Source organism: Brevundimonas sp., from assembly GCF_036676055.1.
Taxonomy (GTDB): Bacteria; Pseudomonadota; Alphaproteobacteria; order Caulobacterales; family Caulobacteraceae; genus Brevundimonas.
In genome coordinates this window covers 1-24,889 of the sequence record NZ_JAKFDS010000054.1, presented here as the reverse complement: position 1 = coordinate 24,889, position 24,889 = coordinate 1, and the positions used below count along the sequence as shown (strand labels likewise).

Annotated in this window: 20 protein-coding genes; 11 read left to right on the top strand and 9 right to left on the bottom strand. The window is 70.1% G+C overall.

What is annotated here, in order from left to right; genetic code table 11:
- Positions 1–18 precede the first annotated feature (18 nt).
- Complete coding sequence (locus V6M45_RS08755; protein ID WP_442880570.1) at positions 19–1,809, top strand: autotransporter assembly complex protein TamA; 1,791 nt, start codon at positions 19–21, stop codon at positions 1,807–1,809.
- A gap of 41 nt (positions 1,810–1,850) precedes the next feature.
- Positions 1,851–6,029: a translocation/assembly module TamB domain-containing protein gene (locus V6M45_RS08750; RefSeq protein ID WP_332655561.1), complete on the top strand. Its 4,179-nt coding sequence runs from the start codon at positions 1,851–1,853 to the stop codon at positions 6,027–6,029.
- Positions 6,030–6,032: 3 nt separating this feature from the next.
- Here the strand turns inward: V6M45_RS08750 and V6M45_RS08745 are convergent, their stop codons facing one another.
- Positions 6,033–6,563 (bottom strand): hypothetical protein, encoded by a 531-nt coding sequence (locus V6M45_RS08745; RefSeq protein WP_332655560.1) that lies wholly within the window; start codon positions 6,561–6,563, stop codon positions 6,033–6,035.
- A gap of 112 nt (positions 6,564–6,675) precedes the next feature.
- Between V6M45_RS08745 and V6M45_RS08740 the strand changes: the two genes are divergently transcribed.
- The 6 genes from V6M45_RS08740 to V6M45_RS08715 are packed head-to-tail and all read left to right on the top strand — an operon-like array spanning position 6,676 to position 13,557.
- Positions 6,676–7,926, top strand: a complete 1,251-nt coding sequence (locus V6M45_RS08740; RefSeq protein WP_332655559.1) for a hydrolase — start codon at positions 6,676–6,678, stop codon at positions 7,924–7,926.
- Between the two features lie 5 nt (positions 7,927–7,931).
- Positions 7,932–8,939, top strand: a complete 1,008-nt coding sequence (locus V6M45_RS08735; protein ID WP_332655557.1) for an arginine N-succinyltransferase — start codon at positions 7,932–7,934, stop codon at positions 8,937–8,939.
- Complete coding sequence (gene astD / locus V6M45_RS08730) at positions 8,936–10,375, top strand: succinylglutamate-semialdehyde dehydrogenase (RefSeq protein ID WP_442880569.1); 1,440 nt, start codon at positions 8,936–8,938, stop codon at positions 10,373–10,375. Before V6M45_RS08735 ends, astD begins: the two co-directional genes overlap by 4 nt.
- Positions 10,372–11,712: an N-succinylarginine dihydrolase gene (gene astB / locus V6M45_RS08725; RefSeq protein ID WP_332655555.1), complete on the top strand. Its 1,341-nt coding sequence runs from the start codon at positions 10,372–10,374 to the stop codon at positions 11,710–11,712. The genes astD and astB overlap by 4 nt, the downstream gene beginning before the upstream one ends.
- A complete protein-coding gene (locus V6M45_RS08720) occupies positions 11,712–12,251 on the top strand; it encodes a GNAT family N-acetyltransferase (protein WP_332655553.1) in 540 nt (179 codons plus the stop codon). The genes astB and V6M45_RS08720 overlap by 1 nt, the downstream gene beginning before the upstream one ends.
- A 13-nt stretch (positions 12,252–12,264) precedes the next feature.
- Positions 12,265–13,557, top strand: coding sequence for an MFS transporter (locus V6M45_RS08715; protein WP_332655552.1), 1,293 nt, complete (start codon positions 12,265–12,267; stop codon positions 13,555–13,557).
- Here the strand turns inward: V6M45_RS08715 and phhA are convergent, their stop codons facing one another.
- Together phhA and hspQ are read right to left on the bottom strand one after the other, a co-directional pair.
- Positions 13,558–14,433: a phenylalanine 4-monooxygenase gene (phhA, locus tag V6M45_RS08710; protein WP_332655551.1), complete on the bottom strand. Its 876-nt coding sequence runs from the start codon at positions 14,431–14,433 to the stop codon at positions 13,558–13,560. It abuts the gene before it with no gap.
- A 76-nt stretch (positions 14,434–14,509) separates the two neighbouring features.
- The gene (gene hspQ / locus V6M45_RS08705; protein ID WP_332655548.1) at positions 14,510–14,824 is read right to left on the bottom strand and encodes a heat shock protein HspQ; all 315 of its coding nucleotides are present in this window, start codon (positions 14,822–14,824) and stop codon (positions 14,510–14,512) included.
- A 147-nt stretch (positions 14,825–14,971) separates the two neighbouring features.
- Between hspQ and V6M45_RS08700 the strand changes: the two genes are divergently transcribed.
- Positions 14,972–16,084, top strand: coding sequence for a Ppx/GppA phosphatase family protein (locus V6M45_RS08700; protein ID WP_332655547.1), 1,113 nt, complete (start codon positions 14,972–14,974; stop codon positions 16,082–16,084).
- Between the two features lies 1 nt (position 16,085).
- On the opposite strand, the gene V6M45_RS08695 is transcribed toward V6M45_RS08700, so the two are convergent.
- From V6M45_RS08695 to gyrA, 5 genes are read right to left on the bottom strand one after another with little or no spacing between them, the layout of a single operon-like run.
- Entirely contained in the window at positions 16,086–16,982 is an 897-nt protein-coding gene (locus V6M45_RS08695; RefSeq protein WP_332655545.1) for a peptidylprolyl isomerase, read from the bottom strand.
- 32 nt (positions 16,983–17,014) lie between these two features.
- Positions 17,015–17,857 carry a peptidylprolyl isomerase gene (locus V6M45_RS08690; RefSeq protein ID WP_332655543.1) on the bottom strand — a complete coding sequence of 281 codons (843 nt, stop codon included), beginning with the start codon at positions 17,855–17,857 and terminating at the stop codon, positions 17,015–17,017.
- Between the two features lie 8 nt (positions 17,858–17,865).
- Positions 17,866–18,348 carry a pantetheine-phosphate adenylyltransferase gene (coaD, locus tag V6M45_RS08685; RefSeq protein WP_332655541.1) on the bottom strand — a complete coding sequence of 161 codons (483 nt, stop codon included), beginning with the start codon at positions 18,346–18,348 and terminating at the stop codon, positions 17,866–17,868.
- A gap of 50 nt (positions 18,349–18,398) precedes the next feature.
- Positions 18,399–19,196 (bottom strand): aminotransferase class IV, encoded by a 798-nt coding sequence (locus V6M45_RS08680; protein WP_332655539.1) that lies wholly within the window; start codon positions 19,194–19,196, stop codon positions 18,399–18,401.
- Between the two features lie 19 nt (positions 19,197–19,215).
- Complete coding sequence (gene gyrA / locus V6M45_RS08675; protein ID WP_332655538.1) at positions 19,216–21,993, bottom strand: DNA gyrase subunit A; 2,778 nt, start codon at positions 21,991–21,993, stop codon at positions 19,216–19,218.
- Between the two features lie 125 nt (positions 21,994–22,118).
- On the opposite strand from gyrA, the gene V6M45_RS08670 reads away from it, so the two are divergent.
- Complete coding sequence (locus V6M45_RS08670) at positions 22,119–22,694, top strand: superoxide dismutase family protein (RefSeq protein WP_332655536.1); 576 nt, start codon at positions 22,119–22,121, stop codon at positions 22,692–22,694.
- Between the two features lie 5 nt (positions 22,695–22,699).
- Here V6M45_RS08670 and V6M45_RS08665 read toward each other — a convergent pair whose 3' ends face one another.
- Complete coding sequence (locus V6M45_RS08665) at positions 22,700–24,550, bottom strand: ABC transporter transmembrane domain-containing protein (protein WP_332655535.1); 1,851 nt, start codon at positions 24,548–24,550, stop codon at positions 22,700–22,702.
- 133 nt (positions 24,551–24,683) lie between these two features.
- Here V6M45_RS08665 and rpmE point away from each other — a divergent pair.
- Positions 24,684–24,889: 50S ribosomal protein L31 (gene rpmE, locus V6M45_RS08660; protein WP_332655534.1), on the top strand; the 206-nt coding region annotated here is incomplete at its 3' end.

Below are 24,889 nucleotides of genomic sequence, written 5' to 3'. Positions count from 1 at the left end.
GTTGACCAAGGTTCCAGATTGACGCCGAGGCCCGCCCTGTTTCTCTGCAGCGTGGCGGGGTTCGCGCTTCTGGCTACGGCCGCAGCGGCCGATCCTCGGGCGGAAGTGCGCGGCGAGATGGACGCGGCCCTGCGTGAACAGCTGCAGCGCGCCATCGGAGAGGTGGACGGTCCTCCGGCCAACCGGTTCGAGGCCCGCAGGCGCGCCCGGGGCGCGCTTGAAGCGGCCGAGGCCCTCCTCCGCTCGGAAGGCTACTACCAGCCGGTTCTCGAAGACGTGGTCGAGGGCGAGGAAACGCCGGTCGCCATCATCGAGGTCACCCCCGGTCCCCGCTTCGCCCTGAGCGATCCGATCGTCAACTGGATCGAGCCGCCGCCCGCCCCCGCGGTTCAGGACGAGGTGCTGGGCGATCTGGCGCTGAAGGCCGGGGACCCCGGCCGCGCCGTAGATGTCATCTCGGGCGAGGGACGGGTCGTCGCCGGCCTGACGAGACGCGGCCATGCCGACGCCCGGGCCAATCCGCGCCGGGTCGTGGTCGACCACGCGACCCTGACGATGCAACCGACCTACAATATCGTCGCCGGCCCCCTGGTGCGGCTCGACGGGGTCCGGCTGGAGACGCGAGGCCCCACCAATCCGAATTGGGTCACGGGTCTGGCCCCATGGTCCGAAGGCGAGGTCTACGACCCGGAGGACGTGGCCGAGCTGGAACGCCGGCTGCTCGAGACCGGTGTCTACGACGGCGTGGGCGTCGCCCTCGCGCCGGCCGATCAGACCCGCGCCGACGGCAACCGTCCGGTCATCGTGACCCTGACGGACCGGCCGCGCCGCATCCTCGAGGCCGGCGCGACCTTCTCGACCGCTGAGGGGTCCGGCGTCGACCTGATCTGGACCTGGCACAACCGGTTCGGACGGGCGGACACCCTGGTCTGGCAGGCGCGGGCCGCGGACGTCGACAGCCGGTTGGGCGTCGATCTGCGCCTGCCCCACTGGCGCAGGCCGGGGCAGACCCTGAAGCTGTCGGCGGCGGTGCTGAACGAGGACACCGACGCCTATCGCCGGACGGCCGTCGCGGCCGCCGCCGACCTGCAGCAGCGGATCGGCAAGACCTCGTGGTTCAGCTACGGGGTCGGCCTCGACGCCGGCAAATACGACGAGAACCGCTTCGACCCGGTCACCCAGGCGCCGATCAATTTCGAGCGCGATCTGTTCATCCTGACCGGCCGGGGCAGCGCCTATCTCGACTATTCGAATGACCCGCTCGACCCGACCACGGGATGGCGACTGACGCTCTCCGCCCAGCCCACCGCCGTGACCGGCGAGGACACCACCGTCTTCCTGCGCGCCGAAACCCAGGCCACCGCCTATCTGCCGATCCAGGACAATGCGAAGACGGTGCTGGCGGGCCGCGTGCGGCTCGGTTCGATCATCGGCGGCGAGGAACTGACCGTTCCGTCGGATCGCCTGTTCTATTCGGGCGGCGGCGGCTCCGTGCGCGGCTATGAATATCAGGGGGTCGCCCCGCGCCTGCCGGACAATACCCCCCGTGGGGGCCTCAGCCTGTTCGATGCCTCGGCCGAGGTGCGCCGCGATCTGTTCCGGAACTTCCAGGGCGTGGTCTTCGTCGACGCCGGCTCGATCGGCTTCGACCAGGCCCCGGACTTCAGCAATATGCGGTACGGCGCCGGCGTCGGGCTGCGCTACAAGCTGCCGTTCGGCCCGATCCGCGCGGACATCGCCCTTCCGCTCGACAAGCGCGAGGGCGACGCCGACTTCCAGATCTATGTCAGCATCGGACAGGCGTTTTGACCGACGCCCCGCCTCCCCCGGAAGCGCCAGAAACGCCGGCCGTGAAGGCGCGCAAGAAGCGCACCCGGCTTCAGGCCCTGGCCTTCTTCGGCGGCATGGGCGCGGCGATCCTGGCCGCGCTGCTGCTGGTGACCGCTGTCGGCGGGCGGATGTACCTGCTGTCCGACTCCGGCCGGGGCCTGGTGACCAGCTTCGTGGCGGGCAAGAAACTGGGCCGCTACGGACGCATCAACGTCGAGGGCGTGCGCGGCGACCTGTTCGACGACTTCACCATCGACCGGGTGACGGTCACCGACGCCGACGGCGTCTGGCTGGAGGCGCGCAAGGTCCGGGTCGACTGGAACTGGTGGCCGCTGGTCGTGCGGCGCTTCCATGCCACCGAGATCGAGGCCGAGGTCGTCAGGCTGATCCGCCGTCCCCTGGTCGAGCCACAGACCGAGCCGCCGGGCCCGCAACCGCTTTCCATCGACATCGACCGCTTCACAGCGGATGTAGAATTGCTGGAGGATTTCAGCAAGGAATACGGGCGTTGGAAGCTGGCGGGCGAGGCCCAGGTTCCCCGCAAGGGGCTGAAACGGGTCACCGTCAACGCCGACAGCAACAGTCGCCCCGGCGACTTCCTGCGGCTGACCGCGGCCATCGGCGACGACATCGCGGACATGCGGCTGAACCTGCGCGCCCAGGAGGCCCGCGGGGGCCCGATCGCCGGCGCACTGGGCTATTCGCCGGACGAGCCCTTCCTCGCCACCGCGATCGTCAACGGCGAGGTGGTCGACGCGGTCGTGCGGACCGGCGATTTCACGCCGCTGACGATCAAGGGGACCTACGGACCCGAACAGACCAACATCACCGGCTTCGCCGACTTCTCCGGCTCGGATCTGCTGGATCCCTTCGTCCGCCGGATCGGCCGTACCGCCCGCTTCGCCCTGGTCACGGCCCCCGATCGCAATGACGACGGCCTCCAGGGAGTCGGTTGGCGGCTGGTCGCCGAGAACCTGAGCTCGCGCGCCAGCGGTCTGATCCGGATGAGCGACCGCAGCGTGCCGCGCGGCGTTCGGGTCACGGTCTCGACGCCGTCGTTGTCGCGCCTCGCCGGCCGGCCGCTGGGAGACAGCGCGGCCTGGTCGGCGTTGTTCCGGGGCGATCAGACGGCCTGGAGCCTGGACGGATCGATCGATGTGCTGAACGCCGACCTGTCGAGCTATCAGGCCGGCCGCGTCCGCGGACCGGTCGAGATCCGGGCTCGCAACGGCCGCTACGATATTGACGGCGACCTGCGCGTCGCGGGCGGTTCGACGGCGGGCATCGTCGGCGGCCTGCTGGGCCCGACGCCTCAGGTTGAGTTCGAGGCCGCGCGGCTGGCCGACGGTTCGATCCTGCTCGAACGTCTGGAGGCCGAGGGGCAGGCGCTGAAGGTCACCGGCACGGGTGGACGCAACCTGCTGGGCGGCCTCGGTTTCCGGGGCCGGGCCGAGGTCACGGACGCCTCGCGCCTGCGCAAGGGAGCGGAAGGGGCGTTCGGCGGAACCATCGCGGCGTCTATGCCGCGCCGGGGCCAGCCGTGGCGGATCACCTTTGACGGTCGAGGGCGTGGCTTCGCCCTCGGAATCGGCGAACTCGACCGCCTGCTCGGAAAGGCCCCGAGGCTGCAGCTGGTCGGGGCGTTGAACGATGCACGCGTGACCATCGAGTCGGCGCGGCTGAGCGGCGCGCATGGCAATGCGGCGGCGCGCGGCTTCATCGAAGGCGACGGTCGCCTGCGTCTAGCGATGAACTGGAACGCCCGCGGGCCCTTTGGCGTCGGGCCTGTCGAGATCGACGGCGCCATGACTGGCGCCGGAACGGTCGGCGGCACCCTCGCCCGGCCCAGCGCCGACCTGAAGGCCGCTTTCGGCCGGGTCACCGCCGGCGCCCTGATCCTGACCGACGCGACCATGGATCTGAGCTTCAGACGCGGAGCCGACGCCTCGGACGGCCGGATCTCGGTTGTCGCGGGCTCCAACTACGGTCCCGCCCGCGGCAGCGGCAATTTCTATCTCGGCGGCGATCGCATTCGTCTGACCGACGTCGACCTCGACGCCGGCGGCGTGACGGCCACGGGCGCGATCGCCCTGTCCAACCGATTTCCCTCCAGCGCCGACCTGACCTTCACGGCCCGCCCCGGGGCCTTCCTCGCCTCGGGCACGGCCGACGGCCGCATCCGCCTGACCGAGGGCGCGGGCGCGGAGACCGCCATTCTCGATGTCACCGGCCGCAATGTGCGCCTCGCCGGTTCGTCCTGGATCATCCGCTCGCTGGACCTGAAGGGGCGCGGCACCCTGGACCGCCTGCCCTTCACCCTGAAGGCGGACGTCGGCGGGGCGACCCCGGTCAGCTTCGACGGAACCGGGGTCTATTCGCGCCAGCCGAGCGCCCAGACCATCGTGCTGGAAGGTTCGGGCCGGGTGCGCGAGATCGCCTTCACCACGCGCAATCCGGCAGTGGTGGCGCTGGCCGGCGACGGTCGCGTGGTCCGTGTCGACCTCGGCGTCGGCGGCGGCGTTCTGACCGGAGAACTGCGCCAGGATTCCCGCGCCTCCATTATCGAGGCCAATCTGACCAGCGTGGAACTGGGTTCGATCGCGCCCGACCTGCGCGGCCGGGCGACAGGGCGGCTGTCGCTGCGCGGGTCCGGCGACGACCTCTCCGGTTCGGCCAATGTGACGCTGGAAGACGTTCGCAGCGTCGACGCCCCTCGCGGCCTGGCGATTGACGGCACGCTGAACGCCGTGCTGGTCGACAACGCCCTGCGGGTCCAGGCCCGGGTCGCCGACGACGGCGCGGTGCGGGCGAGCGCGGACATCACCCTTCCCGTCGAGGCCTTGGCGGCGCCGTTGCGTCTGGCTGTGGTCCGCACCCGGCCGATGTCCGGCGAGATCGACGTCCAGGGTCAGGTTCAGCCGGTCTGGGACCTGTTCCTTGGCGGCGAACGCTCGCTGTCCGGCATCATCAACGCCCGCGCCACCCTTGCCGGCTCTATCGCCGCGCCTCGCATCAACGGCCGGATGGACCTGTGGCAGGGCGGGTTCCGCGACAACGCCACGGGGCTGCAGTTGCGCGACGTCACCCTTGCGAGCCGGTTCGACGACACCACCGCCCTGGTCGAGAGCTTCTCGGCCACGGACGGTTCGGGCGGAACGGTAGAGGGCGACGGCCGCATCGGGCTGAGAGAAGGGTCAGGATCCAGCGTCGAGCTGACGCTGGCCCGCTTCCGTATCATCGACAACGACATCGCCGTGGCGCGCGCCTCCGGCCCGCTCAGCGTCGTCCGGGCCGAGGACGGCAAGATCCAGTTGACGGGCCGCATCGACATCGACGAGGCCCGCATCGAGGCCAATCCGCCGGGCTCCAACGGCATCGTCCGCATGGATGTGGTCGAGATCAACAAGCCCGGCGGTGATATCCCGGAGGAAGAGCAGAACCGCCCGCGCGGTCCGCAGATCGGCGTCGACATCGCCATTCGTTCCCCCGGCGGCGATGTCCTCGTGGTCGGGCGCGGTCTGAACGTGGAGATGAACGTCAACGCCCGGGTGACCGGCACCATCAACCGGCCGACCCTGAGCGGGACCGCGCGCGTGGTCCGGGGCGACTACGACTTCGGCGGCAAGCGTTTCATCTTCGACGACCGGGGCACGGTCACCCTGTCGACGCGCCCGGAGCAGATTCGTCTCAACCTCACCGCCACCCGTGACGATCCCGCCCTGACGGCCACCATCCGGGTCACCGGGACGGCGGCGCGGCCGGAGATCGCCCTGACCTCCACGCCCCAGCTGCCGCAGGACGAGATCCTGTCGCAGGTCCTGTTCGGGCGTTCGGCGTCCCAGTTGTCGGCGTTCGAGGCGGCCCAACTGGCCGCGAGCGTGGGCGCCCTGGCCGGGGGCGGCGGCTTCGACGTGATCGGCAATCTGCGCGAGCTGGCCGGACTGGACCGACTGTCGTTCGGCGGCGAGGCCTCAAGCCTGACCGTGGCGGGCGGCCGCTACATCACCGACGATGTCTATCTGGAGATCATCGGCGGCGGCGAGAACGGCGCGGCCGTGAATGTCGAATGGCAGGTGCGGCGCAATCTGACCGTCAGCTCGAAATTCGGCGGACAGGGCGAAGCCAGCCTGTCGATCCGCTGGCGCCGTCAGTCGCGCGAGCCGGGCGCCGATCGCGAGGACCGGCGCCCGAACCGGTAGGCTTCAGTAGGCCTGGGCGTTGCGGAATTTGCCCAGGGCGTTGGCGCCGCGGATGCCGGCGATGTGCAGCACCAGTTGCACGACCATCAGGACGATCCCGCCCCAGGTCTGCCACGCGGGGGTCGCCGCCGCGGCGGCGCCGAGATCGACCTGACCCGCCATCACCATGGCCAGAGCGCTGCTGCCGAGGCCGTACACCACCAGAACGGTGAAGAGGATCGGAATGACGATGTTCGGCTTGAACCACTGCACCAGGCCGAGGATCAGCTGGATCACGATCATGAATCCGGCGACCCCAACCGCCGCGCCGGCCATCATGCCGGCCATGCCGGCCGCCTCGGGAGACGAGGCGGCGGCTTCCGCCAGGGCGGCGTCCATCACCGCGGCGCCCGGGCCCATCAGCCAGACGAGGCCGATGATCCCCCAGACCACGCCCAGAAAGATCGCGATCGCGCTGGCGCGCGCGGCCGCCTTCGCCTCATCGGCGGTCGATATCGTCGCGGTCGGGTTTATCGCCCTCACCATGTCAGCCATGCCTGTGTCCTCCCTGTTTGGCCCGGTCACCCTATAAGGCCCCGTCGCCTGTGCAACGCACAATCGGCGGCCGCCTTCACCTTTGCATCCGGGGCCGCTAGGGTCCGCCCGCATGCGGATTCTCCCCCACGATCAGGCCGTGCTCGATCATGTCGCGGCGCGCGGGACGGCGATCGTCGACCGGGCGGTCGACTGGGCGAACGTCAACTCCGGCAGCCGCAACGCGGCGGGTCTGGCGCACATGCTGGACCTCCTGGAGACGGCCGCCACGCCCCTGGCCGCCGCGGCCGAGCGCCTGCCCACCGCCGGCTCGACGAACGTCGGCGACGACGGTCGGGTGCGGGTCGAGGCCCACGCCGACGCCCTGAAGATCACCATGCGCCCTGATGCACCGGTGCAGATCGTGCTGACGGGCCATTTCGACACGGTGTTCCCCGCCGAAAGCGCCTTCCAGACCGTGGTCACCCGGCCGGACGGCGCCCTGAACGGCCCGGGCGTCGCCGATATGAAGGGCGGGATCAGCGTCATGCTGGCCGCGCTTGAGGCGTTCGAAACCCATCCGGACAAGGCCGGCGTCGGCTGGACCGCACTGCTGTCGCCGGACGAGGAAATCGGCTCGCCCGCCTCCGCCCCCCTGCTGGCCGAACTGGGCGCGCGGGGACACATCGGTTTGACCTATGAGCCGGCTCTGGCCGACGGGACGCTGGCCGGGGCGCGCAAGGGCAGCGGCAACTACCATCTGATCGTCACCGGAAAGGCGGCCCACGCCGGTCGCGCCTTCGATGAGGGCGCCAACGCCGTCGCCGGAGCCGCCATCATCGCCGCCCGGCTGCACGCCCTGAACGGTCGGCGCGAGGGCGTCACCGTCAATGTCGCGAAGATCGCCGGCGGCGGCCCGTTGAACGTCGTCGCCGACAACGCCGTGGTCCGCTTCAATGTGCGCGTGCCGGACAAGGCGGCGTCGGACTGGATCGAGGCGGCGGTGCGCGAGATCGCGGCGGAACCGCCCTTCTCCGGCCTGACCCTGGACCTGCACGGCGGCATGACCCGCGCGCCCAAGCCGATGGACGCCAGCCAGTCGGCCCTGTTCGAGGCGGTGCGCGAGACCGGCGCCCTGCTGGGCCAGACCATAGCCTGGAAGCCCTCGGGCGGCGTCTGTGAGGGCAACAACCTGCACGCCGCCGGCCTGCCCAATATCGACACCCTCGGGGTGGTGGGCGGCGACATCCATTCGGACCAGGAGTTCGCCTGGCCCGCCAGCTTCGTCGATCGCGCGCAGCTCAGCGCCCTGATCCTGTGCAAGATCGCCACGGGCGAGATAGACGCCCTCAAACTGAAGTCCCTGCGCCTGGAGACGATGTAACTCCCATGCTCGTCGTCCGCCCCGCCGGCCCCGCCGATCTCGACCACCTGCTGGAACTGGCCATCCTCAGCGGCCCCGGCTTCACCAGCCTGCCCGAGGATCCGGACCAGCTGGCCGAACGTCTCGAGCTGGGCCGCGACAGCTTCTCCGGCAAACTGGCCCCGCAGGACTGCTGGTACACGCTGATGCTGGAGGAGTCGGAGACCGGCGACGTCGACGGCGTCGGCTCGGTCAAGGCGGCGGTGGGCCTCCACCGGCCGTTCTTCTCGTTCCGGCTGGTCAACAACACCCAGTCGTCGCCGTCTCTGGGGGTCAAGCTGGACCACCAGACCCTGGTCCTGGTCAACGAATGCAGCGGCTGGACCGAGGTCGGATCACTGTTCCTCAAGGCCGACCGGCGCAAGGGCGGCGCGGGCCGCCTGCTCAGCCAGTCGCGCTACATGCTGATCGGGGCCCAGCCCGAGCTGTTCGCCGACAATGTGCTGGCCGAGCTGCGCGGCGTCTTCACCCCCGACGGCGCCTGCCCGTTCTGGGATCATGTGGCGCACAAATTCTTCCCGATGGAGTTCGATGACGCCGACCGCATGACCGGCTCGACCGACAAGCAGTTCATCCTCGACCTGTCGCCGCGCCACCCGATCTATGTCGAGCTGCTGCCCGAGCCTGCCCGCGCGGTGATCGGCAAGGTCCATCCGCAGGGCGTGCCGGCCATGGCCCTGCTGGAGAGCGAGGGCTTCCGCCCCAACGGACTGGTCGACATCTTCGACGCCGGCCCGACGGTCTGCTGCGAGCGCGACAACATCCGCACCGTCCGCGACGCCCGCCGCCTGACGGTGCGAATCGCCGACGAGGTGGAGGCGGAACTGCCAGCCCTGATCTCGACCGACAGCGTCGCCGCCTTCCGCGCCGTCCGCCAGCGGGCCGTGGTCGAGGGCGATACCGTGACCCTGAACCGCGAGACCGCCGAGGCGCTGAGGGTGCGGTCCGGCGACACCGTGCGGGTGAAGACATGAGCCCCCATCTGGACCCCATGAACACCTTCAAATCCATCGATCCCGCCACCGGCGAAACGGTCTGGGAGGGCGCCGCCGCCTCGCCCGCCGAGGTTCAGGCCGCCACGGACCGCGCCCGCGACGCCTTCCCGGACTGGGCCGACCGCCCGCGCCAGGACCGCATCGACACCGTCAAACGCTACCAGGCCGTGCTGAAAGAGCGCGCGCCGCAGATGGCCGAGGCCATCAGCCGCGAGACCGGCAAGGCCCTGTGGGAGACCACCGCCGAGCTCGGCGCCATGGCCGGCAAGGTCGACATCTCGATCCGGGCCTATGACGAGCGCACCGGCGAGCGGACGGCGGACACCGCCTTTGGCCATGCGACCCTGCGTCACCGCCCGCATGGAGTGGCCGCGGTGCTCGGCCCGTTCAACTTCCCCGGCCACCTGCCCAACGGCCACATCGTCCCGGCCCTGCTGGCCGGCGACACCGTGGTGTTCAAACCGTCGGAAGAGACGCCCCTCACTGGCCAGCTCATGGCCGAGGCCTTCGCCGAGGCCGACCTGCCGGCCGGCGTCGTCAATGTCGTCCAGGGCGGACGCGACACGGGCGCGGCCCTGCTGGACAGCGGCATCGACGCCCTGATGTTCACCGGCTCGGGCGCGGCCGGCGCCCATTTCCGGCGCAAATTCGCCGACGATCCGCACGTCATCCTCGCCCTCGAACTGGGCGGCAACAATCCGCTGGTGGTCTGGGACGCCTCCGACGCGGAGGCCGTGGCGGGGATCGTGGTCCAGTCCGCCTTCGTCACCACCGGCCAGCGCTGTTCCTGCGCCCGCCGCCTGATCGTGCCGGAAGGCCCGCGCGGCGATGCGATCGTCGCTGCGGTGGAATCAATGGTTGATCGCCTGATCCTCGCGCCGTGGAATTCGACGCCGGAGCCCTACGCCGGACCGCTGATCTCGGTGAAGGCGGCGGAAGGCGCGCTGAAGGCACTGCAGGACCGGATCGACATGGGCGCCCGGGTGATCCGCGCCTCCGGCCCGGTCGACAACCTGCCCGGAGCCTTCGTCAGACCTGCCATCATCGACGTCACCGGCGTCGCCGTCCCCGACGAGGAGATGTTCGCGCCCTTCCTGTCGGTCACCCGGGTCGCCAGCTTCGACGCCGCCATCGCCGAGGCCAACGCCACCCGCTACGGCCTGTCCGCCGGCCTCGTCAGCGACGATCCGGCCAACTGGGACCGCTTCATCCGCCGCATCCGCGCGGGCGTCGTGAACTTCAACCGCCCGACCACCGGCGCCGCCGGCGACATGCCCTTCGGCGGCCTCGGCGCCAGCGGCAACCACCGGCCCAGCGCCTACTACGCCGCCGACTACTGCGCCTATCCGGTGGCCAGTTTCGAGGCCGGAGCGGTGAAGAATATCGAGAGCGAGATCAAGGGCCTGCGCGCATGACCTCGCCTGCCGTCGAAGCCAACGCCGACGGCCTGATCGGTCCGACCCACTCCTATGCGGGCCTGTCCCCCGGCAACCTCGCGTCCAGCCTGAACAAGGGCGAGGCGTCCAACCCGCGCGCGGCCGTGCTGCAGGGCCTCGACAAGATGAAGCGGCTCGCCGACCTCGGCCTGCCGCAGTTCGTCCTGCCGCCGCACGAGCGGCCCGACATCCCCTTCCTGCGCAGCCTCGGCTTCGCCGGCTCCGACGCCGCCGTGCTGGAGCGGGCGTGGAAGGACGCGCCGTCCTTCGCCGCCGCCGCCTGTTCGGCCTCGCCGATGTGGGCCGCCAACGCCGCCACGGTGACGCCCTCCGCCGATGCCGCTGACGGCCGCGTCCACTTCACCCCGGCCAACCTCGTCACCAACCTGCACCGCTCGCTGGAGCACCAGCAGACGAAACGAGCGCTGGATGGACTGTTCCCTGACCCGGAGCGGTTCGCGGTCCACGACGCCCTGCCCTCCGTCGCCCACCTCGCCGACGAGGGCGCCGCCAACCACGTCCGCCTGTGCGCCGACCACGGCGAGCCGGGCGTCAACCTGCTGGTCTGGGGTCGCGAGGCCTGGGAGCACTGGAAGGGCGAGTATCCCGCCCGCCAGACGCGCGAGGCCTCCGAAGCCATCGCCCGCCGCCACGGCGCCTCGGGCGTCGTCCTGGCCCGACAATCAAGCGCGGCCATCGCCGGCGGGACCTTCCACAATGACGTCGTCTGCGTCGGGGCGCTGGAGACCCTGTTCTTCCACGACCTCGCCTTCGAGGACACGGCGGCGACCAAGGCCGCCATCCGCGTCGCCGCCGGAGACCGGTTCGACCCAATCTTCGTCGAGGTCTCGTCCGCCGACCTGCCCCTCGCCGACGCCATCTCCAGCTATCTGTTCAACTCGATGCTGGTGCGGATCCCCGGCGAGGACCGGCTGACCCTGATCTGCCCCACCGAGACCCGTGACAACGCCCGCAGCCACGCCTTGGCCGAGGCGCTCGCCGCCTCCAACGGCCCGATCGGCAAGGTCGAATACGTCGATGTGCGCCAGTCGATGCGCAACGGCGGCGGCCCCGCCTGTCTGCGCCTGCGGGTCGCCCTGACGGAGGCCGAACTGGCCGCGACCAATCCGGCGATGCGGATGACTGACGAACTTCACGCCCGCCTGTCGATCTGGGCTGCCAACTGGTACCGCGACACGCTCAGCCCCGCCGACCTCGCCGATCCCGCCCTGCTGGACGAGAGCCGCGGCGCCCTGGACGAACTGACCTCGATCCTCGAGCTGGGCGGGGATTTCTACCCGTTCCAGCGGGCCTGATGTTCACCCACCGCATCGCCAACGAGGCGGACATCCCGGCCCTCGTCGCCCTGATGGACCGCGCCATCAGCGGGCCGCTGGCCGACTTCCTGACGCCCGACCAGATCGCCGCCAGCCGCAAGCTGATGGGCATCGACAGCCAGATCATCGCCGACCGGACCTATTTCATCGTCGAGGCTGATGGCGTCCTCGCCGGCTGCGGCGGCTGGAGCGGCCGCATCACCGAATACGGCGGCGACCACACGCCCGGGCGAGAGCCCGCGCCGCTGACCCCCGGCGTCGACGCGGCCCGCATCCGCGCCATGTACACCGCCCCGGAATTCCTGCGGCGCGGCGTCGGCCGGATGATCCTCGGCCTGTGCGAAGACGCGGCCCGCGCCGCCGGCTACGACCGCGCCGAACTGGTCGCCACCCTCGGCGGCGAACCCCTGTATCGCGCCGCCGGCTATCACGAGATCGAACGGTTCGAGGACGTCCGCGGCGGCGCGCCGGTGCCGCTGGTCAGGATGGGCAAAGCGCTGGATGATGCCGCCCTCTGAGGGGGGATCCGCGATGACCGACGCCGCCATGACGCCGGCCCGCCGGCTGAGGAACATCATCGGCGGCTCGGCCGGCAACCTCGTCGAATGGTTCGACTGGTTCGCCTACGCCGCCTTCACCGTCTATTTCGCCCCGGTCTTCTTCCCCAGCGGCGACGGCACGGCGGAACTGCTCAAGGCCGCGGCGGTGTTCGCGGTCGGCTTCCTGATGCGTCCGGTCGGGGCCTGGATCATGGGCGTCTACTCCGATCGCAAGGGCCGCAAGGCCGGCCTGACCCTGTCGGTCAGCCTGATGTGCGCCGGCTCCCTGATCATCGCCGTCACGCCCGGCCACGCCCAGATCGGCGTCGCCGCCCCGGCGCTGCTGCTGCTCGCGCGGATGATGCAGGGGCTCAGCGTCGGCGGCGAGTACGGCTCCTCGGCCACCTATCTGTCGGAGATGGCCACGGCGAAGCACCGCGGCTTCTGGTCCAGCTTCCAGTACGTCACCCTGATCTCGGGCCAGTTGCTGGCGCTGCTGCTGCTCATCGTGCTGCAGAACACCCTCAGCGAAGCGGCGCTGGAGAGCTGGGGCTGGCGCATCCCCTTCTTCGTCGGCGCGGCGCTGGCGGTGATCGTGTTCTGGCTCAGACGGCGGCTGGACGAGACCTCGGCCTTCATCGCCACGGATGCCCGCGAGGCCCCCAGGTCCAGCGCCCTGCTGCTGATGCTAAAGCACCCGAAGGAGGCCCTGATGGTGCTCGGTCTGACCGCCGGCGGCACCGTCGCCTTCTATACCTACACCACCTACCTGCAGAAATTCCTCGTCAACACGAGCGGCTTCAGCAAGGCGGCGGCGACCGAGATCAGCGCCGGGGCCCTGCTGATCTTCATGCTGATCCAGCCGGCCGTCGGAGCCCTGTCCGACCGGATCGGGCGGCGGCCGGTGATGGTCGCCTTCGGCGTGCTGGGCGTGCTGTTCACCGTGCCGATCATGACCTCCCTGGCCCGCGTCGACAGTCCGTTCACCGCCTTCCTGCTGGCGCTGGCGGCGCTGGTGATCGTCAGCGGCTACACTTCGATCAACGCCGTGGTGAAGGCCGAGCTGTTCCCCGCCCATATCCGCGCCCTCGGCGTGGCCCTGCCCTACGCCGTGGCCAACGCCCTGTTCGGCGGCACGGCCGAATACGCCGCCCTGTGGTTCAAGGACGAAGGCATGGAGAGCGCCTATTTCTGGTACGTCACCGCCCTGATCGGCGTCTCTCTGCTGGTCTATGTCCGGATGCGCGACACGGGCCGCAACAGCCTGATCGTCCACAAGGACTGATCAGGCCGCGAACCGCCCGCCCCGCGCGGCATAGGCCTGGGTGCCGCGGGTGAAGACCCGGTCGGTCGGCAGGATGGCGTCGATGGCGATGGCGTCAGCGCCCTTCAGCCGTTCATAGATCGGGCCGAAATCCTTCAGCGTCTCGGCCTTCAGCTGCTCGATGGAGTCGATGACGAAATAGACCTGCTGGAAGTCATCGATCCGGTACAGGGTCCGCATCACCCGCTCGAGGTCGAAGCCTAGCCGGTTGGGCGATGGGTCTTCCAGAGAGAATACGCTCTCGGTCGCCGACGACACGATTCCCGCGCCGTAGATGCGCAGGCCGTCGGTGTCCTGCATCAAGCCGAACTCGACCGTGTACCAGTACAGCCGCGCCAGATTCTGCAGCATGCCCAGCGACGCGGCCCGCTGCCCGCCCTTGCCGTAGGCCTCCATATAGGCGGCGAAGTCGGAGTCGGTCAGCATCGGCACATGGCCGAACACGTCGTGGAAAATGTCCGGCTCCTGCAGGTAGTCCAGCTGGTCCGGCTTGCGGATGAACTGGCCCGAGGGGAAGCGTCGGTTGGCCAGATGGTCGAAGAACACCTCATCCGGCACCAGCCCGGGTACGCAGACCACGGTCCAGCCGGTCAGGGCCTGGAGCTTGGGGTTCATGGTCTCGAAATCGGGAATGCCGCCGGTGTTCAGGTCCAGCGCCGTCAGCCCCTTGAGGAAGACGTCGGCGGCGCGCCCCGGCAGGATCTTCATCTGCCGCGCATAGAGGGTGTCCCACGTCGAGTGCTCAACCTCGGTGTAGGCGGCCCAGTCCTGCGGGATCGTCCAGTCCGCCGCCGCGCCCTCGGGCGGCGTTTCGAAGACGTGTTCGAAATCGGACATTGAGGCGCTCCTGCTCGCTTCGGACTCTGGCGGTCCCTGACGCCAATCTAGGCCCCGGGCGCCCGCCGCGCCAGCGTCAGTGGATGGCGTGCGACTTCGGTGCGTGCCGGCCACGGGCATCCACGGTGAACCAGCGCGCCTCCGCTTCGCGGGCGACGGCGGACAGCTCCGGATCGTGCTCAAGGGCGTCTTCGGGCGCATAGGCGACGAAGCCGCCCTCGGCGCCCAGGGCGAGCACCTGGTAGAATGGCTGGTCAGGCGAGATTTCGCCCGTGTCCCCTGGCTGGCCCGTGAACACAGGATCGACGTCGATCACCACGCCGCGAAAGGCGGCTTCGCGGTGGCGGACGATCTGGCCGAGGCCGAATTTGGCGACGATTTCATCAGTCATGGCCGCAGACTGCGCCACCCAACCTGAGCGATATGGTCGTCGTCCCGTTCATTTTCGCGTCACCTCGCCTTGGCGCGGGCGCGGCTGCGGGTCTAGGTTGTGGGGGACGGGCGCCGCTTCGGACCGCCCACCTTGAAAGTTCGGCCCATGCCGGAGACCGACGGCGCCCCCGGGAGCGCCCCACGGTCCCAGCGTTCCGGGTCCGGCGGCCAGCGCGCCCGCGGCGGCGCCTCCGACGGATCCCGCGCATCAGGTCGTGAACCGCCCCTCTATGGGGCGCTCGATCTGGGGACCAACAACTGCCGCCTGCTAATCGCCCGCCCGGCGCGGGAGGGCTTTCGCGTGGTGGACTCCTTCAGCCGCATTGTTCGTCTCGGCGAAGGCCTGTCGCGCACCGGCCGGCTGGACGACGCGGCCATGGAGCGGGCGTATGAGGCCCTGTCCCTGTGCAGCGAACGGGTGGCGCGCAAGGGCGTCGACTCCGCCCGCCTCATGGCCGTCGCCACCCAGGCCTGCCGTCAGGCCGACAACGGCGCCGCCTTCATCGACCGCGTCCGGGCCGGCACCGGCCTGCGCCTGCGCATCATCGATCCGATCGAGGAGGCGCGGCTGGCCGTCGAAGGCTGCCTGAACCTGTTCGACGACAGCGCCGAGGCCGTGCTGGTCGTGGACGTCGGCGGCGGTTCAACCGAACTCAGCTGGTTGAGGCGGGCGGCCTCAGGCTTCGCCCTCGAGGGCTGGATGTCGGCCCCGATCGGCGTCGTCACCCTCGCCGAACGGCACCCCGAGCCCACCGGAGCCGGGCCGGCCGCCATCGAGGACTGGTATGAGTCCATGGTCATCGACATGGGCGAGGCCCTGTCGCACGCGCCGATCGATCCGGCCCTGCGCGAGGTGTTCGCCGCGGGGCGCGCGCACCTGGTCGGCACCTCGGGGGCCATCACCAGCCTCGCCGGCATCCACCTCGGCCTGCGCCGCTATCAGCGCAACCTCGTCGACGGCCTGTGGATGACGCGCGGCGACTGCGAAAAGGCCGCCGCGCGGTTGATCCAGCTCGGGCCGGACGGACGCGCCGCCGAGTCCTGCATCGGGCCGGACCGCGCCGATCTGGTGCTGGCGGGAGCAGCGATCATGGAGGCGGTGCAGCGCGCCTGGCCCTCGGAACGGGTCAGGGTCGCCGACCGGGGTCTGCGCGAAGGCCTGTTGCTGCAGCGGATGCGCGAGGAGCGCCGGCCGAGGCGACGCCGGCGGCGGCGCTGACTCAGTTCGCCACCTGAACCGGCAGGGTCACGTCGCAGACCGAGAAGTCGGCCCCGCGCCCCGCCCGCGCCTCATCGACCAGCGCCCGGAAGCGCGGCGAGTCGGAGGCGAGCACCTGGGCCACGGGCCGTTCGGCCTCCGGGATGTCGGCGGCCACGCGCATGCGGGTCATGCGGTCCGCCTGGGCCTGGGCCATCATGCCGTTCTCGCCGTCGCCGACCTGCAGGGCGCGGACCACCTGCAGCCCGTCCACCGTCATGCCCCAGATGGTGTAGCGCTTGTCCAGCGCCGGATAGGCCTGGCGCATGATGAAGAACTGGCTGTTGGCGGTGTCGTTGCCCTCGTCCCGGGCCATGCCGGCGACGCCGGGGCAGTACAGGCCCCAGCCATGGACCTTGCCGTCTCCGGTCTGGGCGAAGGCGGCGTCGGGCTGGGTCTGGACCGGAAGCGAATGGAAGAAGCCGACCCGCGCGCCGGTCGGCTCGGCCACGGCGACGAAAGGCATGGCCGGGTCGCGGCGGAAGGTGAACTCGGCCTTCAGGTCCGGATAGGGGCTTTGACCCTCCCCGTTGCCCAGCGGGTCGCCGGTCTGGGCCATGAACCAGTCGATCACCCGGTGCCACGGCGTGTTGTCGTAAAAGCCGCGCCGCGCCAGCAGCTTGATCCGCTCGACATGCAGCGGCGCGATCTCGGGGAACAGCTCGACAAGGATGCGGCCCCGCGTGGTGTCGATCACCAGCAGGTTCTCAGCCGGCACGGCGCGCCACTCGGCCGCGGCGATGGTGGTCTCAGGCGTCGGCGCGGGCGGCGGAGGCGGCGGGCCGCCGACGTCCTGCGCCATGGCCGGCGCGACGAACAGGGCGGCGGCGAGCAGCGCGGCGGTGGAAATCGACTTCATGGCAGCCTCCCCAGTGATTCAGTACGGCCGGATCAGCCCCCGACAATCTCGGCCGGCGGCTGCACATCGCAGACGGTAAAGGCGGCGCCGCGCGCGGCCCGGACCCGCTCGACCTCGGCCTGGACGGCGGCGGCGCCCGTGGCGACGCGCACGTTCGGCCGCTCGCCCTCCGGCAGAGCCGCGGCCGTGCGGGCGCGGGTCATTACATCGGGGTTCTCGACTGCGCCGTTCTGGGCCTCGGAGCCCGCCTCGAGCGCGCGGACCACGTCCATGCCCGCGACGACGCGTCCAAACGGCGTGTATCGACCGTTCAGCTCGTCCTTCGGCCCGGTCATCAGGAAGAACTGGCTATTGGCGCTGTCCGGTGAACTGGCCCGGGCCATGCCGGCCACGCCGGGACAAAACAGTCCCTGGGCGCCCGTTTTGAAGTCGGCCGTGATCATCATCTGGGCGTCGGGCTGGGTGACCACCGGCACGGAGCCGATCAGGCCCGCCTGCCCCTCGGGCGTCGCCGTCACCGGAACGAAGCCCGCGTCGCGCCCGCGCCGGAACTGGAACTCGCCGGCGAGGTCCGGCAGTTCGCTGCCGCCCTGCCCGGTCCCCAGCGGATCGCCGGTCTGGGCCATGAAGTTCGGGATCACGCGGTGGAATTTCAGCCCGTCATAGAAACCCTGGTCGGCCAGGGTGCGAATGCGCTCGACCGCCTGCGGCGCCATGCGCGGCTCCAGCTCGACCAGGATGCGGCCCTTGGCGGTGTCTATGATCAGCAGGTTCCCGGGGGCGACCGTGCGCCAGTCCGCCGACGCCGTCTGGGAGACAGCCGGGGCGGCGGCGAGCAGGGAGAGCGAAAGCGCGGCGGCGGTGATGATCTTCAAAGCGGTGACTATCCCTTGACCTTGCCCCGCACCGCTTCGGCGACGGCGGGGCTGACGAAACTGTCGATCGCGCCGTCCAGCCGGGCGATTTCCTTGACCAGCCGCGAGGCGATGGCCTGGTGACGCGGATCGGCCATCAGGAAGACCGTCTCGATGTCGGCATTGAGGCGCTGGTTCATCGCCGTCATCTGGAACTCGTATTCGAAGTCCGCGACGGCGCGCAGGCCGCGCACGATGATGTTGGCGTCCAGCGATTCGGCGAAATGCATCAGCAGGCTGTCGAAGGCCCTCACCTCCACCCTCTCGCCAAGGTGCGCGACCTCGGCCCGCAGCATCACCACCCGCTCGTCCGTCGTGAACAGCGGTCCCTTGTCGTCGTTGCGCGCCACGCCGATGACCAGCCGGTCGACCAGCTTCACGGCCCGGCCGATGATGTCCATATGCCCGTTGGTGACGGGGTCGAATGTGCCTGGGTACAGGCCGATGCGCATGCGTTCCTCCCCCGCCTTTCCCGTCGTCTAGCAGGTGCGAAAGGGACGGCCTAGATCGGCTGACAGGGCTGTGAAGCCCATGCCGCCTGCAAGGCCGGCAGCGGCGGCGGTCGATACCGGTGATCATCGATCGAGTCGACGGCGCAGGCTGGGGTCGCGCTGTTGCAGATGAAGGCTCCGTCGAACCGCGGCAGGTCGGCGGCGACGACCGGTTCGGTCACGCCAGTCAGGCCCGCCGCTTCAAGCCCGCGTTGAACCAGCGCCTGGGCCGCGCCCGCCAGCATCGGCGCCTGCGGCCAGACCACCTGACCGCCCCGCAGGAAGCCGATGTTCCACAGACTGCCCTCGGACACCCGCCCGGCCGCGTCCACGAACAGGGCGTCGTCGAACCCCGCGGCCTGCGCCTCGCGCCGCGCCCGGATCAGGCCGAAGGTCGCCACATGTTTCAGATGCGCCGCCTCGCGGGCATAGGGCCGGGTCTGCAGCCGCACGCTTTCCGCCAGGGGCGCGGGCGACGGAAAAACGGCGGTCATCACCTTCGGCCGCCCGATCCAGCCCGGCGTCCGCGGCGATATCTCCGGGGCGAACAGACTGACCCGCAGCCAGCAATCGCCCCGCCCCCCGACCGCTGCGCCCATCAGTTCGCGCAGCCGCGCCTCGCCGACAGCCTCGCCGAACAGCTCCAGCGCCGAGGCTTCGAGCCGCTGCAGATGCAGGTCCAGCCCCCGCACCCCGCCGCCCTCGACGCGGAAGGAGGTGTAGGCGCCGTAGTTGACCAGGGCGACATGGGCCAAGTCCCCCGGGGCGGCCGGGACGCCGTCGATCAGGATGTCCCCGGCGTGCGCCATGTCAGGTTCGGCGGTGAGATCAGCTCTCGCCGCCGCCTCCCTCGCCCTCGGCGGCGCCGTCAACGCCCGCTTCGATCTCTTCGCCGCCGGAGTCCGGCAGCCGCTCGACCGAGACGACGCGTTCGCCTTCCGCGGTGCGGAAGATGGTCACGCCCTGGCTGGAGCGGCCGACGATGCGGACCTGTCCAACCGGGGTGCGGATCATCTGTCCGCCCGAGGTGACCAGCAGCAGGTCGTCGCCCTCCTCGACCGGGAAGGACGCGGCCAGCCGGGTCCCGGCCCGGCCGCCGAGGCCGTGGGCCGTCAGCCCTTGGCCGCCACGACCCGTGCGCCGGTATTCATAGGCCGAAGACCGCTTGCCGAAGCCGGTCTCGGTCACCGTCAGGATGAACTGCTCGGCGGCCCCCAGTTCGGCGATGCGCTCGACCGACAGGGCGGCGTCGGCGACAGCCTCGTCGTCCGCATCCACCGGCGTGTCGTCCTCGTCGCCGGCGGCGCGGCGCATGGCGTTGGCGTGTTTGACATAGGCGGCCCGCTCTTCCGGTGTGGCGTCGACCCGGCCCAGCACCGCCATGGAGATGACCTCGTCGTCCTTCTGCAGACGGACGCCGCGCACGCCGGTGGAATCCCGGCCCTTGAAGACGCGGACATCGTCGGCCTTGAAGCGGATGGCCCGGCCCAGGGCGGTCGTCAGCATGACGTCATCCTCGGCCTTGCACAGGGCCACGCCGACCATGCGGTCGCCGTCTTCCAGCTTCATGGCGATCTTGCCGGCCCGGTTGACGGTGGCGAAGTCCGACAGCTTGTTGCGGCGCACGTCGCCCGACCGCGTGGCGAACATGATGTCATAGGCGCCCCAGTCCGCCTCGTCCTCAGGCAGGGGCAGCACGTTCATGATGCTGTCGCCCGGCTCGATCGGCAGCAGGTTGACGAAGGCCTTGCCGCGCGACTGCGGATTGCCCAGCGGCAGCCGCCAGGTCTTCAGCTTGTAGGCCTTGCCGTTGGTGGCGAAGAACAGGACCGGGGTGTGGGTCGAGGCCGAGAACACGCCGACCACGGCGTCATCGTCCTTCATCGCCACGCCCGAGCGGCCCTTGCCGCCGCGATGCTGGGTCCGATAGGCGTTCAGCGCCACGCGTTTGACATAGCCGCCGTGGGTGACCGTGACGACCATGTCCTCGCGCGGGATCAGGTCCTCGTCTTCCAGCTCGAAGTCGCCGTCGCCAATCAGGGTCCGCCGCGGGACGGCGAACTCTTCCTTCACCAGCAGCAGATCCTCGCGGATCACCGCCAGGATGTTGGCCCGATCCGACAGCAGGGTCAGGTGACCCTGGATGGTGTCGGCCAGGCCCCGCGCCTCGCCGAAGATGTCGTCGCGGCCAAGGCCGGTCAGGCGGCTCAGGGTCAGGCCCAGGATGGCGCGGGCCTGTTCGTCGGTCAGGTTCAGCTTGTCGCCGTCGACCAACATGGAGCGCGGATCGGCGATCAGCTCGATCAGGGCCATCATGTCGCCCACCGGCCAGGCCTTGGCCTGCAGCCGCTCGCGCGCCTCGGCCGGATCGGCCGAGCTGCGGATGATGTGGATGACCTCGTCGATATTGGCCACGGCCACGGCCAGACCGACCAGCACATGGCCGCGGTCGCGGGCCTTGGCCAGTTCGAACTTGATGCGGCGGACCACCACCTCTTCGCGGAACTCGAGGAAGGCCTCCAGCAGCTGGCGCAGGCCCATCTGGATCGGACGGCCATGGTTCAGGGCCAGCATGTTGACGCCGAACGAGCTCTGCATCGCCGTAAAGCGCCACAGCTGGTTCAGGACCACGTCGCCCGAGGCGTCGCGCTTCAGCTCGATGACCATCCGCATGCCGTCGCGGTCGGATTCATCGCGGACGTCCGAGATGCCCTCGATCCGCTTCTCGCGGACCATTTCGACGATCCGCTCGATCAGGGTCTGCTTGTTGACCTGGAACGGCAGCTCGGTGACGACAATCGCCTCGCGGTCCTTGCGGATGGTCTCGATCGTCGCCTTGCCGCGCACGATGACCGAGCCGCGGCCCTCGCGCAGGGCGTTGCGCGGCGCGGTGCGGCCCATGATCTCGCCGCCGGTCGGGAAGTCCGGGCCCGGAACGATGTCGAGCAGGGCCTCGTCAGCGACGTTCGGGTCGTCCAGCAGGGCGACGCAGGCGTCGACGATCTCCCCCAGATTATGGGGCGGGATGTTGGTGGCCATGCCGACGGCGATGCCGCCGGCGCCGTTGACCAGCAGGTTCGGGATCCGCGCCGGCAGGACGACCGGCTCCAGCTCCTTCTCGTCGTAGTTCGGCTGGAAATCGACCGTGTCCTTGTCGATGTCGGTCAGCAGCGCCATCGCCGCGGGGGCCATGCGGCACTCGGTGTATCGCATCGAGGCCGGCATATCGCCGTCGACCGAACCGAAATTGCCCTGGCCGTCGACCAGCATCATGCCCATCGAGAACGGCTGGGCCATCCGCACCAGCGCCATATAGACCGAGGCGTCGCCGTGCGGGTGGAAACGGCCCAGCACGTCGCCGACGACCCGCGCGCACTTCATGTAGGAGCGGTCGGGCGTCATCTTCAGGTCGTGCATCGAGTACAGGATGCGGCGGTGCACGGGCTTCAGCCCGTCGCGCGCGTCCGGCAGGGCGCGCGACACGATCACGCTCATGGCGTAGTCGAGGTACGAACGGCGCAGTTCGTCCTCGATCGTGATGGTGGAGATATCGCCGCCTGCGCCCGACGAAGGCGGCAGGGCGTTGTTATAGCTGTCGTCGGTCAAGGAAATCGGGCTTTAAATGGCCGGAATCGGAACGTGATCCGCTAACGGGTTTTCTAGCATCCGGGGGCTGTGGTGGCAAAGCGAAGCCGCCGGGACCGCCTCCCGACAGACAGGGAATTATCACCATGCGTCCTGGCCGCCTCGCCGCTCTCGCCGCCTTGCCGCTCGCCGCCTCGCTGGCGGCCTGCGTCAGCGTCACCGCCAACGACTATAGCGACGCGCCCGAACGGGCCGCCGTGGGTGATTTCGGCGAGGCGACGCTGATCAACGCGTCCGGCGCCAATGTCGGCCGGGCCATACTGACCCAGGGCCCGACCGGCCTGCTGATCCGCATCGAGGCCGATGGCCTGACCCCCGGCTGGCACGGCGTCCACATCCACGCCACGGGCCAGTGCGCCGCCCCCTTCACCTCGGCTGGCGCCCACATCAACCACGGCGAACCGAAGGCGCCGCATGGCCTGCTGAACGCCCAGGGACCCGACGACGGCGACCTGCCCAACATCCATGCCGACGCCCAGGGCCAGGTGCGGGCCGAGGTCTTCACCACCCGAGCCCGCATCGCCGCCGACGGCCCGGGCCAGTGGCTGTGGGACGCCGACGGCTCGGCCCTCGTGATCCACGCCAACGTCGACGACCACCGCAGCCAGCCGATCGGCGGCGCCGGCGACCGGGTCGCCTGCGGAATCATGGCCGCCGGGTAGCGGCCTTACCCGGCCCGGAACTGCAGCTCCGCCAGCCGCGCGTACAGGCCGCCCTGGGCCATCAGAGCCGCATGGGTCCCCTCCTCCACCACCCGGCCGTCTTCCATCACCACGATGCGGTCGGCCCGGAGGACGGTGGCGAGGCGGTGGGCGATGACCAGCGTGGTGCGGGCCGACATCGCCTTGTCCAGGGCCGCCTGCACCAGCCGCTCGCTTTCGGCGTCAAGGGCCGAGGTCGCCTCGTCCAGCAGCAGGATGGGGGCGTCGCGAACCAGGGCGCGGGCGATGGCCATCCGCTGGCGCTGGCCGCCCGACAGGCTCTTGCCGCGTTCGCCCAGCGGGGTGTTGAAGCCTTCCGGCAGCGCCTCGATGAAGCCCAGGGCCTGAGCCTCGTCGGCGGCCGCACGGACTTCATCCTGCGTGGCGGCTTCCCGCCCGAAGCGAATGTTTTCCGTCGCTGATCCCGAGAACAGCGGCGCCTCCTGCGAGACCCAGGCGAAGCGATCGCGCACGGCCACCGGATCGGCCTCGCGCACGTCGACGCCATCCACCGACACCACGCCGGACTGCGGATCGTAGAACCGCAGCAGCAGGCGGAAGACCGTGCTCTTGCCCGCCCCCGACGGCCCGACCAGAGCCACCGTCTCGCCGGGCCGCACGGTCAGGGAGAAGCCCTTCAGCGCCGGCAGGTCGGGCCGCCCGGGATAGCTGAACCGGACCGCCGACATCGACACCTCGCCGATAGGCGGCTGCGGCAGGGCGCGCGGCGTGGCCGGCGGCGCGATCGAGGGCGAACTGCGCATCAACTCGTCGATCCGCTCCATGGCCCCCGCGGCCTTCTGGACGTCGCCCCAGCTCTCGCCGAGCGCGCCGACGGCCCCGGCTGCAAATACCGACAGAAGCACGAACTGCAGCAGCGCTCCCGGGGTCATCCGTCCGGCGATCACGTCCTGGGCCCCCAGCCAGAGCACCAGGGTGACCCCGCCGAACATCACCGCGATGATCATGGCGGTCATCAGGGCCCGGGCCTTGATCCGGACCAGAGACACGCCGAACGCCGCCTCGACCGCCTCGCCGAAGCGGACGATGGCGCTCTTCTCGCGGCCGAAGGCCTGCACCGTCTCGATAGCGTCGACGCTTTCGCCGGCGAAGCCCACCGCGCTGGCGAACCGGTCCTGCGAGGCCACCGTCAGCTTGCGGACCTTGCGTCCGAACAGGAACAACGGCCCCAGCAGCAGCGGCACGACCAGCAGCACCAGACCGGTCAGCTTGGGGCTGACGATGAACAGCAGGATGGTCCCGCCGATCAGGGTCAGGAAGTTGCGCAAGGCGTAGGAGACCGAGGTCGTCAGCAGCGTCTCGACCAAGGCGATGTCGGTGGTCAGCCGCGACAGCACCTCGCCCGTCCGCATCTGGGCGTAGAAGGACGGATCCAGCGTCAGGATGCGCTCGAACAGCCCCTTGCGCACGTCCGCGACGACCCGCTCGCCGGTCTTGGTGACGAAATAGTAGCGCACGGCCGTGGCCAGACCGAGGAACAGGGCGTTGGCCGCCAGCACCATGAACCACAGGTTCAGCCGCTCGCCGTTGTTCTCGAAGCCGTGGTCGATCGCCCCGCGTGCGGCCACCGTCAGGGCCAGGGAGGCGCTCGTGGACAGGATCAGCCAGATCGCCGCCATGGCCATATGGCCCTTGTGCCGCAGGGCGTAGGGCAGCAGCCGGCCCAGCGGACGGATGTCGCGCCGCTTCGCCCGTCGCTGGCCCGCCTCGCCCATCTGCTCCATCAGCAGCGCGCCGGCGCCGGGCCGCCCGCGAAGGTCGGCGGCGTCGGGGACGGGAGCGGTCGTGTCTGTCATGGCGCGCGCCTCTTGCCCCGGAACGGCCCCCGGTGTAAACGCCGCCGCTCATTCCCGCCGCCTCCCGGCGGGTTTTCTCATTTTCGCGCACCGACGGTCGGCATCGTCATCGCGCAGAGACCGGATACCGACCATGAAGGCCGATACGCACCCCGACTACCACTTCATCACCGTGACGATGACGGATGGCACGACCTACAAGACGCGCTCCACCTACCAGAAGGAAGGCGCTGTCCTGAACCTCGACATCGACCCGCTGACGCACCCGGCCTGGACCGGCGGCAATCAGCAGCTGATGGACCGTGGCGGCCGCGTTTCGCGCTTCAACAACAAGTTCGG

Excerpts from the sequence above, each read along its gene's own strand:
- V6M45_RS08735 (WP_332655557.1), top strand. The coding sequence starts at position 7,932 with ATGCTCGTCGTCCGCCCCGCCGGCCCCGCCGATCTCGACCACCTGCTG.
- coaD (WP_332655541.1), bottom strand. The coding sequence starts at position 18,348 with ATGCGCATCGGCCTGTACCCAGGCACATTCGACCCCGTCACCAACGGG.
- astD (WP_442880569.1), top strand. The coding sequence starts at position 8,936 with ATGAGCCCCCATCTGGACCCCATGAACACCTTCAAATCCATCGATCCC.
- V6M45_RS08700 (WP_332655547.1), top strand. The coding sequence starts at position 14,972 with ATGCCGGAGACCGACGGCGCCCCCGGGAGCGCCCCACGGTCCCAGCGT.
- V6M45_RS08665 (WP_332655535.1), bottom strand. The coding sequence starts at position 24,550 with ATGACAGACACGACCGCTCCCGTCCCCGACGCCGCCGACCTTCGCGGG.
- V6M45_RS08680 (WP_332655539.1), bottom strand. The coding sequence starts at position 19,196 with ATGGCGCACGCCGGGGACATCCTGATCGACGGCGTCCCGGCCGCCCCG.
- hspQ (WP_332655548.1), bottom strand. The coding sequence starts at position 14,824 with ATGACTGATGAAATCGTCGCCAAATTCGGCCTCGGCCAGATCGTCCGC.
- astB (WP_332655555.1), top strand. The coding sequence starts at position 10,372 with ATGACCTCGCCTGCCGTCGAAGCCAACGCCGACGGCCTGATCGGTCCG.
- V6M45_RS08745 (WP_332655560.1), bottom strand. The coding sequence starts at position 6,563 with ATGGCTGACATGGTGAGGGCGATAAACCCGACCGCGACGATATCGACC.
- phhA (WP_332655551.1), bottom strand. The coding sequence starts at position 14,433 with ATGTCCGATTTCGAACACGTCTTCGAAACGCCGCCCGAGGGCGCGGCG.
- V6M45_RS08740 (WP_332655559.1), top strand. The coding sequence starts at position 6,676 with ATGCGGATTCTCCCCCACGATCAGGCCGTGCTCGATCATGTCGCGGCG.
- V6M45_RS08720 (WP_332655553.1), top strand. The coding sequence starts at position 11,712 with ATGTTCACCCACCGCATCGCCAACGAGGCGGACATCCCGGCCCTCGTC.
- V6M45_RS08695 (WP_332655545.1), bottom strand. The coding sequence starts at position 16,982 with ATGAAGTCGATTTCCACCGCCGCGCTGCTCGCCGCCGCCCTGTTCGTC.
- V6M45_RS08670 (WP_332655536.1), top strand. The coding sequence starts at position 22,119 with ATGCGTCCTGGCCGCCTCGCCGCTCTCGCCGCCTTGCCGCTCGCCGCC.
- V6M45_RS08715 (WP_332655552.1), top strand. The coding sequence starts at position 12,265 with ATGACCGACGCCGCCATGACGCCGGCCCGCCGGCTGAGGAACATCATC.